The organism is Lelliottia jeotgali (assembly GCF_977070485.1).
This window is the reverse complement of record NZ_CDRVFO010000029.1, coordinates 24,404-35,532: the sequence shown is the minus strand read 5'-3', so window position 1 is coordinate 35,532 and position 11,129 is coordinate 24,404. Positions and strand designations below refer to the sequence as shown.

Annotated in this window: 5 protein-coding genes; 3 read left to right on the top strand and 2 right to left on the bottom strand. The window is 64.3% G+C overall.

Translation table 11 applies throughout. The features are described 5' to 3' along the window. A partial coding sequence (locus ACW4TB_RS26910; protein ID WP_455843119.1) for an MATE family efflux transporter occupies window positions 1-1,297 on the bottom strand: 1,297 nt, incomplete at its 3' end. Between the two features lie 234 nt (window positions 1,298-1,531). On the opposite strand from ACW4TB_RS26910, the gene ACW4TB_RS26905 reads away from it, so the two are divergent. Next, window positions 1,532-6,433 (top strand): alpha-2-macroglobulin family protein, encoded by a 4,902-nt coding sequence (locus ACW4TB_RS26905; RefSeq protein WP_279933237.1) that lies wholly within the window; start codon window positions 1,532-1,534, stop codon window positions 6,431-6,433. 163 nt (window positions 6,434-6,596) lie between these two features. Here ACW4TB_RS26905 and ACW4TB_RS26900 read toward each other — a convergent pair whose 3' ends face one another. Further along, window positions 6,597-6,890, bottom strand: coding sequence for a hypothetical protein (locus tag ACW4TB_RS26900; protein WP_012316393.1), 294 nt, complete (start codon window positions 6,888-6,890; stop codon window positions 6,597-6,599). Between the two features lie 77 nt (window positions 6,891-6,967). Here ACW4TB_RS26900 and pbpC point away from each other — a divergent pair, with 77 nt between their 5' ends. Together pbpC and ACW4TB_RS26890 are read left to right on the top strand one after the other, a co-directional pair. Further along, the gene (gene pbpC, locus ACW4TB_RS26895; protein WP_279933234.1) at window positions 6,968-9,322 is read left to right on the top strand and encodes a peptidoglycan glycosyltransferase PbpC; all 2,355 of its coding nucleotides are present in this window, start codon (window positions 6,968-6,970) and stop codon (window positions 9,320-9,322) included. A gap of 92 nt (window positions 9,323-9,414) precedes the next feature. Beyond that, window positions 9,415-11,073, top strand: a complete 1,659-nt coding sequence (locus ACW4TB_RS26890) for a ShlB/FhaC/HecB family hemolysin secretion/activation protein (protein ID WP_279933232.1) — start codon at window positions 9,415-9,417, stop codon at window positions 11,071-11,073. The last annotated feature ends 56 nt before the right edge of the window (window positions 11,074-11,129 follow it).

The window sequence follows — 11,129 nt, the reverse complement described above, 5'->3', positions numbered from 1 at the left end:
CCCATCCCAACGTCAGCGCCCGCAACGCCATGAACCCGAGAAACGCAAACCACAAGCCGTGGTTGCCAAACCCACTCATGGCCCACGCCAGCGGCAATGCAACCAGCACCGAAACCAGCATTGCATTGCGCATCTCCCGCGCCCGCGTGGCACCGATGAACAGGCCGTCCAGCAAGTAACTCCACACCGCTACCAATGGCAGTACCGCCAGGTACGGCAGGTACGGATAGGCGGCCGCGCGCACACTCTCGATATCGGTCTGCAGGTCGATGAACACATGCCCGGCCAGCAGGAACAGCCCGGCAAAACCCAGACTGGTAATCAATGACCATCCACAGGCCACCACCAGCGAGCGGCGCAGGGTGTCGCGATCGCGGGCGCCGATAGCATGGCCGCACAGGGCTTCCACGGCATGCGCCAGCCCGTCGAGGGCGTAGGCGGTGAGCAGCAGGCCGTTGAGCAGCAGTGCATTGGCCGCCACCGTGGCCTCGCCCAGTCGCGCGCCTTGCACGGTGATAAGCAGGAACACCAGCTGCAAGGCCAGGCTGCGCAGGAAGATATCGCGGTTGACCGATAGCAACGGCCGCCAGGCTTGCCAGCGCTTGAGTGCCGCCCAGGCTATATGCCCGGGATAGGCGCGCAGGGCAGGGCGGGTCAGGGCCAGGCCCAGCAGTGCGGCCGACCACTCGGCGATCACCGACGCCCGCGCCGACCCCAGCACTCCCCAATCAAGGCCAAGAACGAACCATAGGTTGAGGACGATGTTCAGCAGGTTGGTGGTCAGCAATATGGCAAGCGGTGCTCGGGCATTCTGGGTGCCGAGGAACCAGCCGACCAGCGCGTAGCTGGCCAGCGCCGCCGGCAGGCCGAGCAGGCGGGTATGGAAGAAGGCTTCGGCTGATTGCTGCAAGGCTTGGCTCGGTTGCATCGCGTGCAGCGCCAGTTGGCTTAAGGGCAGAGCGAGCAGGCTGATGAGCAAGGCAAAGCCCACCGCCAGCAGCAGGCCTTGCACCAGAACCTGGCGCAACGCAGCACCGTCGGCACGCCCTGCGGCTTGGGCGGCGAAACCGGTGGAGCCCATGCGCAGGAAGCCCATCAGCCCGACCATGAAAGTGAACAGCGTGGCACCCACCGCCACCGCGCCAAGCTGATGGGCGTGGGGCAGGTGACCGATAACCGTGCTATCTACCAGGGCCACCAAGGGCACTGAGATGTTGGACAGAATCATCGGCGCGGCCAGGGCCCAGACTTTGCGGTGGGTGAGGCGGTGCTGCCAGTCGGTGGCAATTTGCGACATTTGAGTTCCTGGGAAAACAGGGCCGCTATGCGCCCCAATCGCTGGCAAGCCAGCTCCCACAGGGAATGCGCAGCCTTCGCAGGCGGTGAGGAACCGGTGGGAGCCGGCTTGCCGGCGATTGGGGCGCATAGCGGCCCTTCTGGATCGATAGGCCGCATTGTAACGGCCAGCCACCTGCCGTTGCGCTATAGTTGCTGCCTTCACGCATACGCTGCCGATTAGAGTCCCCACTCCATGTTCAACAAAGGATTGTTGCTGGCCTGCGCGCTGGCCCTGCTCAGTGCCTGTGATTCCTCCACGCCAGAAAAACCTGCCGCCACCGAAAAACCGGCGGCAAGCACCCCGGCCGAATCTGTTGCGCCCAAGCGCCAGGACCCTCCCGAACTCGCCAAACGCTACGAAGGCCGTGAGCTCAGCGTACTGGATGTCTCGGAAGTGCAGCTCGACGGCGCCAGTGCCCTCTCGGTCAGTTTTTCCGCACCGCTGGACGCCAAGCAGGACTTCGCTGCCAAGCTGCATCTGGTCGATACCGTCAAAGGCAAGGTCGACGGTGCCTGGGAGCTTGCCGACAACCAGATGGAACTGCGCCTGCGTCACCTCGAGCCGCAGCGCAAACTTGTGCTGACCGTCGATAAGGGTCTGCTGGCTGTCAACGGCAAGCAGCTGGAAAGCGAGTCGGTGACCCGCCTGGAAACCCGCGACATGCAGCCGACCATCGGCTTCGCCAGCCGGGGCTCACTGCTGCCTACGCGGCTGGCCGAGGGCCTGCCGGTGATTGCCCTGAACGTCGACAAGGTCGATGTCGAGTTTTTCCGGGTCAAGCCGGACATGCTCTCGACCTTCCTGGTCAACTGGGGCCGCAACAGCAGCCTCTACTACTACCAGTCCAAGGAAACCTTGGCCCTGGCCGACCTGGTCTACAGCGGCCGTTTCGACCTCAACCCGGCGCGCAATACCCGTGAGACCGTGTTGCTGCCGATCGCCGGGATCAAGCCGCTGCAGGAGCCGGGCGTGTACCTGGCAGTGATGCGCGCTTCAGGGACCTACGATTATTCGCAGCCGGCGACGCTGTTCACACTCAGCGATATCGGTGTATCGGCCCACCGCTATCGCGACCGCCTTGACGTGTTCTCCCAAGCCCTGGAGGGTGGCAAGGCGCTCAAGGAGGTAAACCTCGAACTGCATGACGACAAGGGCAAGCTGCTGGCCCAGGCCAAGACCGATGGCCAAGGCCATGCTCAGCTGCCGCTCACGGCCAAGGCCGATACCCTGATCGCAACCCAGGGTGTGCATACCACACTGCTACGCCTGAACACTGCAGCGCTGGACCTGGCAGAATTCGATATCACCGGCCCGCAGGCAAATCCGCTGCAGCTCTTCATCTTTGGCCCGCGCGACCTGTATCGCCCGGGTGAGACGGTGCTGCTCAACGGCCTGTTGCGCGACCAGGATGGCAAACCGGTAAAGGCCCAGCCGGTCACTGTGGAGGTGCGTCGCCCGGATGAGCAGGTCAGCCGCAAGTTTGTCTGGGAAGCCGATGGCAGCGGCCTTTATCAATACCAGCTGCAACTGGCTACAGAAGCGCCGACCGGTCGTTGGCAACTGCTGCTCGACCTTGGAGGGGGGCGCAAGCAGGTCTATGAATTCCTCGTTGAAGACTTTCTTCCTGAGCGCCTGGCGCTGGAACTCAAGGGCAGCAGCACACCGCTCTCGCCCGAAGAAACGGCGCAGGTCCAGGTCAATGGCCGTTACCTCTACGGCGCGCCGGCGGCGGGCAATCGCCTGAGCGGCCAGGCGTACGTGCGCCCCCTGCGCGAAGCGGTGCCAGCTTTACCGGGTTACCAGTTCGGTTCGGTCACCGAGACCGAGCTGAACCAAGACCTGGAGCTGGATGAAGTGACCCTCGATCAGGCGGGCAAGGCAGTGGTCGATATCGAAAGCCGCTGGGCCGAAGCGCGCTCGCCGCTGCAGTTGACCGTGCAGGCCAGCTTGCAGGAGTCCGGTGGTCGACCGATCACCCGTCGTCTCGAACAACCGATCTGGCCCGCTGAGCGCCTGCCTGGCCTGCGTGGCATGTTCGAGGGCGAAGAAACCGACAGCGACGGCCCGGTGGAATTCGAGTTCCTGGTGGCCGACCGTGACGGCAATAAGCTCGCTGCCAGCGACCTCAAGGTACGGCTGATCCGAGAACGCCGCGATTACTACTGGAACTACTCGCAAAGCGACGGCTGGAGCTACAACTACAACGAAAAATTCCTCACTCAGAACGAGGAAAGCGTCAATGTAAAAGCAGGCTCTACTGCCAAGCTGACCTTCCAGGTCGAGTGGGGCCCTTACCGCGTCGAGGTGGAAGACCCACAGACTGGCCTGGTGTCCAGCGAACGCTTCTGGGCGGGGTATCGCGCCCAGGACAATGCCGAAGGCGGCGCAGTGCGCCCCGACCAGGTCAAGCTGGCGCTGGACCAGCCGTCTTACGCTGATGGCGCTACTGCCAAGGTCACGGTAACCCCGCCAGCTGCCGGCAATGGCTACCTCATGATCGAATCCAGCGATGGCCCGCTGTGGTGGCAGGAAATCGACGTCCCCGCCGAAGGCAAGACCTTCGATGTGCAACTGGACAAGCAGTGGGCTCGCCACGACCTGTACATCAGTGCCTTGGTGATCCGCCCGGGTGAGCGCAAGGCCAATGCCACGCCCAAGCGTGCCGTCGGTGTGCTACACCTGCCGCTCGGCCGCGCCGAGCGCAAACTGGCGGTCAGCCTGCAGGCACCGGAAAAAATGCGCCCCAAGCAACCCCTGACGGTCAGAATCAAGGCCACCAATGCCGATGGCAGTATTCCCAAACAGGCCCATGTGCTGTTGTCTGCTGTGGATGTGGGCATCCTCAACATCACCGACTTCAAGACCCCTGACCCATACGCCAGCCTGTTCGGCCGCAAGGCCTATGGCGCTGATCAGCTGGATATCTATGGCCAACTGATCGAAGCCGGTCAGGGGCGCCTGGCCAGCCTGGCCTTCGGCGGTGACGCAGCCATGGCCAAGGGGGGCAAACGCCCCAACACCACGGTCACCATCGTTGCCCGGCAGAGTGTGCCGGTGACCCTGAACGAGCAGGGCGAAGGCGAGGCGAGCGTCGATATTCCCGACTTCAATGGCGAACTGCGGCTGATGGCCCAGGCCTGGACCGAGGACCACTTCGGCATGGCCGAGGGCAAGACCGTGGTGGCGGCCCCGCTGATTGCCGAACTCTCAGCGCCACGCTTCCTCGCCGGTGGCGACCGTACCAGCCTGGCGCTGGACCTGGCCAACCTTTCCGGCCTGGCCCAGCAGCTGACTGTCGATATCAGCACCGAAGGGCAGGTGAGCCTGGCAACGAGCACTCAACAACGTATTGCCCTGGCCGAGGGCCAGCGCACCACTCTGATGATCCCGGTGCAGGCGCAGGGTGGCTTGGGCCAGGGCAAGGTGCATGTGCGGGTCAATGGCCTGCAGTTGCCAGGCGAGCCGCAAAACATCTTTGAACGTGAATGGACGCTGGGCGTACGCCCGGCGTACCCGGCCGTGCTCAAGCATTACCGCGTGGCCCTCAAGGACCAGCCCTGGACGCTGCCTGAAGCCGACCTGGCAGCATTCGAACCTGCCGGGCTGGAAGCCAGCCTGGCGTTGTCGAGCCGCCCGCCACTGAACCTGGCCGAGCAGATCCGTGCCCTCGAAGCCTACCCCTACGGTTGCCTGGAGCAGACCACCAGCGGCCTGTACCCTTCGCTGTACGCCGATGCGCAGAGCCTCAAGCGCCTGGGGATCAAGGGAGAGCCGGCCGAGGTGCGCAAGCGCAAGATCGAAATGGGCATCGAACACTTGCTGGGGATGCAGCGCTACAACGGCAGTTTCGGCCTGTGGAGTTCGGACAGCGAGGAGGAGTACTGGCTGACCGCCTATGTCACCGACTTCCTGCTCAGGGCCCGTGACCAAGGCTACGGTGTGCCGGCCGACGCGCTGAAGAAAGCCAATGAACGCCTGTTGCGCTACTTGCAGGAGCGTAACCTGATTGAGGTCGACTACAGCGAGAACGCCGAACACACCCGCTTAGCCGTGCAGGCCTATGCCGCGCTGGTGCTTTCGCGCAGCCAGCAGGCTCCGCTGGGTGCCTTGCGCAGCCTGTTCGAACGGCGCGCCGATGCGCGCTCCGGCCTGCCGCTGGTGCAACTGGCGGTGGCGCTGGACAAGATGGGCGACAAGCCGCGTTCGCAAGAGGCATTGCAAGCAGGCCTGGGTATCAGCCGCAGCAAAGGCTGGATGGCCGATTACGGCAGCAGCCTGCGTGACCAGGCACTGATCCTGGCGTTGCTGCAGGAGAGTGATCTGGCCAGTAATCAGATCGATCAGCGGTTGTTCGCGCTGTCTGATGAGCTGGCAGCCAACCGTTGGCTGTCGACGCAGGAGCGCAATGCGCTGTACTTGGCCGGGCGTGGCTTGCTCGATAAGCCTGAGAGCCCGTGGAAGGCGCGCCTGGACAGTGCCGGTGAGGTGCGGGAGTTCAGCAATGGCGACGCTGGCATGAAGCTCGAAGGCCCACTGTTGGCCTCGCCGCTGAGTGTGCAGAACGAAGGTAGTGAAACTGTCTACCAGCAACTGACCCTCTCGGGCTATCCACGTCAGGCGCCTGCCGCGGGCGGCAACGGTATGGAGATCCGCCGCGAATACCTGGGCATGAACGGCCAGGTACTGGACCTGCACAACGTGCGCAGCGGCGACCTGGTGCTGGTGCATCTGGCGCTCAAGGCCACGGACCGGGTTCCGGATGCGCTGGTGGTCGACCTGTTGCCGGCGGGCCTAGAGCTGGAGAACCAGAACCTGGCGCAGAGCGCTGCCAGCCTGAACAATGCCAGCAGCGCAGTGAAGCAGTGGCGTGAGTCGATGCAAAACGCCAGCGTGGTGCATCAGGAATACCGTGATGACCGGTATGTGGCGGCGCTCAAGCTCGACGGCTATGGCACCACTCACCTGTTGTATCTGGCGCGAGCGGTGACCCCTGGCACCTACCGTATACCGCCGCCGCAAGTGGAGTCGATGTACCGGCCGAATCTGCAGGCGGTGGGCGATGGGCAGGGTGAGATGACGGTCAAATCAAGGTAGGGCACGCTGTTCTTTTGTAGGAGCGGCCTTGCGTCGCGAAAGGGCCTCATAGAGGCCCCAGACCAGCAACTGTGGTGAACAAGAAGTATCGTGTGTGCCGTTTTTGCAGCCGCTGCGCGCCCGCTCGCGACGCAAGGCCGCTCCTACAATTGACGGTGCACGCTCAATGAATCACCCAACTCATCACCCACAACCCCAGCACCAGCCAGATGATCCCGAGGATGATGGACGCGCGCATGAAGGCGCGGATTGCCGAGTACAGCAGCAGCAGGCCGACGATCAGGGCAAGGATGCTGACCAGTGAGGTGTCCATGCCCAATGTGCGCGCAAGGCCATCAATGAAGTTGCCCCCGGCGTTGGCCAGCAGGTTGAACAGGCCGCTCAAGGCGTCGACGATGAAGCGGATCAACGAACCCAGTGCCTGGCCAAGCCACTCGAAAAAACCTTCTACATGCATAGTTGCTTCCTGATGTACGAATCGGCGAGGTTGCCGTCCCCAAGCCTTTGGCCATCACCTGGCCCGGTCGGTTCCCGATGCCTAGCTTAGCGCGACCGCGCACCCGAGCGGCAAGGATCCTGCGCGCCTGTGTGATGGCGCTGGTGGGCATCGCCGGCCTATTGTGGCTGGCTGACCGCATCTGGCCATTGCCCATGCCGGCAGATGATCTGGCGCGGGTCGTGCTGGCCGAAGACGGCACGCCCTTGTGGCGCTTCGCCGATGCCGAGGGCGTGTGGCGCTACCCGGTCAGCCCCAAAGAGGTTTCGCCTTTGTACCTGCAGGCGCTGCTGACCTATGAGGACCGCTGGTTCTACCACCACCCGGGGGTCAACCCGCTGGCGCTGGTGCGCGCGGCATGGCTGAACGTGCGCGGCGGGCGGGTTGTTTCAGGTGGCAGCACGCTGTCGATGCAGGTGGCGCGGTTACTCGAACCGCACGACCGCACGCTGGCAGGCAAGCTGCGGCAACTGTGGCGTACGGCGCAGTTGGAATGGCACCTGTCCAAGCACGAGATTCTGCAGATCTACCTCAATCGCGCACCCTTCGGTGGCACCTTGCAGGGCGTGGCGGCGGCCAGTTGGGCTTACCTCGGCAAATCGCCGATGCACCTCACGCCTGCCGAAGCGGCGCTGCTGGCGGTGCTGCCCCAGGCACCCAGCCGGTTGCGCCCGGACCGTCATCCCGCACGCGCCCAGCGTGCGCGGGACAAGGTCCTGCAGCGCCTGGACGAGTATCAGGTGTGGCCTGCCTGGCAGATCAAGGAAGCTGCTGAAGAACCGTTACTGCTGGCCCCGCGTCAGGAGCCAGCCTTGGCACCGCTGCTGGCACGCCGCCTGAACACTCCCGGCAGCCCGCCGTTGATCCGCACCACGCTCGATGCCTCGTTGCAGCGGCGCCTGGAGGACCTGCTGCTGGGCTGGCGTGCCCGCTTGCCGGAACGTACCTCCGCGGCCGTGCTGGTGGTGGATGCGCAGAGCATGGCCGTACGTGCCTACCTGGGTTCGATCGACCTTGCCGATGAGCGCCGTTTCGGCCACGTAGACATGGTACGCTCGCTGCGTTCACCAGGCTCGACCCTCAAGCCGTTCCTTTATGGCATGGCCCTGGACGACGGCCTGATCCATTCCGAATCGCTGCTGCAGGATGTACCGCGCCGCTATGGCGATTACCGGCCTGGCAACTTCTCGATGGGTTTCAGCGGCCCGGTCTCGGCCAGTTCGGCGCTGGCCTTGTCGCTGAACCTGCCGGCGGTACAGTTGCTCGAAGCGTATGGGCCCAAACGCTTTGCCGCGCAACTGCGCATTGCCGGCATGCCGCTGGCGCTGCCGCCATTGGCCGAGCCTAATCTGTCGTTGATCCTCGGTGGCGCAGGCAGCCGCCTGGAGGAGCTGGTGGGTGGTTATGCGGCATTGGCCCGTGGCGGCAACAGTGCGCGGGTGCGTCTGCAACCGCAGGATCCGCTGCTGGAGCGGCGTCTGCTGTCGCCGGGGGCGGCGTGGATCATCCGGCGTATTCTCAGCGGCCAGGCGCGGCCGGACCGTGACCCGCACGCGCAGTTGGTGCAACGCCCGCAGTTGGCCTGGAAAACGGGTACCAGCTATGGCTTTCGTGATGCCTGGTCGATCGGCGTCGGGCCGCGTTATCTGATTGGCGTGTGGATTGGCCGGCCCGACGGCACCCCGGTGCCTGGGCAGTTCGGCCTGGCCTCTGCCGCGCCGCTGATGCTGCAGATTCACGACCTGCTGACCAACCGTGACAGCCAGCGGGGCCTTGGCGTGCCGGTCGAACAGGTGCCCGCCAGCATTGGCGTGGCCGCGATCTGCTGGCCGCTGGGCCAGCCCATGAACCGGCAAGACCCCAACTGCAGACGCCAGCGCTTTGCCTGGACACTCGACGGCACCACCCCGCCGACCCTGCAGGCATCCGATCAACCGCTTGGGCTGGGTTTGCGTGAGCAGGTCTGGGTCAACGCGCAGGGGCTGCGGGTGGATGGCTCGTGCCCAGGTGCCCACGCGCGTGATGTCGCCCTTTGGCCGGCCCCGCTCGAGCCTTGGCTGGCGCGGGTCGAGCGGCGTGCGGCGCGGCTGCCGGCGGTGGACCCAAGCTGCCCGCCGCAGGTACCTGCCACGGCACCGCCCCTGTCCATCGTCGGTGTACGCCCAGGCGACAACCTGCGCCGCCCGGCCACCAGCAGCGAGCCGTTGCAACTGCAGGTTTCGGCTCTGGGTGGGGGTGGGCGGCGCTGGTGGTTCCTCAACGGCCAGCCCCTTGGCCAGACTGAGGGCCAGGGCAGCATGCGGGTGCGCTTTGAGCAGGCCGGGCAGATCGAGCTCAGCGCACTGGATGAGAGCGGTGAAACCGCGCGGGTGGCCTTCCAGGTCAGCGAGTAGCCGTTCGACGTTTGCCGGGGCAGCACCTACGCTTGCTGGTGATGGGTGTGGCCGGCCGACGCCCCGGCGCCCAAGGGATTGTGGAGCGTCCTATGCGTCTTGCGGTCGTGCCCCTGTTACTGCTGACCTGGGCCAGCCTGGCCCTTGCCGAGCCGTTGCCGGCTTTTCTCGATACCCATGAATACGAGCGCCGCCTGCCCACCGCCAACCTGCCGGTAGATACCTATCGCCCCGTTACCCCGGCGCTGCATGTCGTGTTACCCGTGGCACCCGCTAGCTTGCCGTCAGATGCCCGATTCGTGCTGCACAAGGTGCGCTTCGAGGGCGGTACGGTTTACCCGCTGAGTGAATTACGTGAGCACTATCAAGCATTGATTGGGCACCAGATATCTTTGGGTGATCTGCAGCAATTCACTGAGCGGCTGACCCAGCGTTACCAGCATGATGGCTACCCCTTGTCGTATGCCTACCTGCCACCCCAGGACTTTGCCGATGGCCGTGTGCATGTGGTGCTGGTGGAAGGGTACATCCAAGACTATGAACTGCTCGGTGATATCGGACCGCCCGCGCTCTACCTCAAGCAGATGACAGGACGCCTGCTGGCCGAGCGGCCACTTACCCAGGAAACTCTCGAGCGCTATGTCGGCGCGGTGCAGCGGCTACCGGGTATCAATGTGCAGGCTGAAGTGGCGATGGGGCCCGCCCCTGAAGACGCGAGCCGTCTGGAAATACGTGCGTGGCGCAGACCAGTTGATGCTGGCGTGACTCTGAATGATGGCAGTCGCGGGGACCTGCAGGCGCTGTTCAAAATCTCCAGCAATGGCCAGACACGCTTTGCCGAGCAACTGACTGCGAGCTTTCTGCTGCCAGCCGGTGACGAACATGTTGATTACCAGCGCCTGGATTACCGCCAGCCTCTGGGCGCTCACGGCAACCAATTGCTGCTAGGCGCTGCACGGTACCGCAGTGAGCCGCGTACTCGTGTCCGGCTGGATGGCGGTGAGCACATCAATCAGCGCCTTGAGAGCGAGCGCTATTCGGTCGGTCTGGGCCAGCCGCTGATGATTGCACCGAACGAATGGGTGAACGTGGCCGGGCGTTTTTATTCAGTCGGCGAGCACATTGAGTATCGGGCGGGCGGCTTACCCGAGTACGACACCTATGTTCGCGCGCTGTCATTCGAAGGCGACTGGCGAAAGGCAGATCCCGCTCGCCTGCGCATCGCCAGTGCCGGGGTCTATCAGGGTATGGACTATCTGGGGGCGCGTAGCGATGCAAACTACGACATGGACTTTTTGCGCTTCCGGATCGCTGGATTACAGAGCGACCAACTGTCTGAAAACTGGCAGGGCGTCGTGTCGGCGGCAGCGTACTGGAGTGACGACAGGCTGCCCGACAGTGAGCGAGCGGTGTTTGGCGGGCAGCTTTTCGGCCGCGGCTACCCGAGCGACCAGGCCGCGGGTGACAAGGGCTGGGGTGTGGCTTACGAGCTCAGCTACAGCATTATGCCTGGCCGTGCCTGGTTGCAACGGGTGCAGCCCTATGCGGTGCTCGATGCGGCGCACGCCTGGTACAACGGCGGGCCTTTCGAGGATGCGCATCTCAGTTCGGTAGCGTTGGGCGTGCGCCTGGCAGGCGGGCGATATGGCAATGTCGCGCTGGAGGTAGCCAAGCCGTTGGCGGATGTGGCACTGGACAGCCTGAGCCGTGGGCCTCGGCTGATGCTGAGTATCAGCTATCAGCTGGATTGAGCGTCCGGTCTTCAGGCCCTATCGGTGGCTGCCGATGACAGGGCCTGTGAAGGCAG

Bases quoted from the DNA above. Each gene is read 5' to 3' on its own strand.
- pbpC (WP_279933234.1), top strand. From the start codon at position 6,968: ATGCCTAGCTTAGCGCGACCGCGCACCCGAGCGGCAAGGATCCTGCGC.
- ACW4TB_RS26890 (WP_279933232.1), top strand. From the start codon at position 9,415: ATGCGTCTTGCGGTCGTGCCCCTGTTACTGCTGACCTGGGCCAGCCTG.
- ACW4TB_RS26905 (WP_279933237.1), top strand. From the start codon at position 1,532: ATGTTCAACAAAGGATTGTTGCTGGCCTGCGCGCTGGCCCTGCTCAGT.
- ACW4TB_RS26900 (WP_012316393.1), bottom strand. From the start codon at position 6,890: ATGCATGTAGAAGGTTTTTTCGAGTGGCTTGGCCAGGCACTGGGTTCG.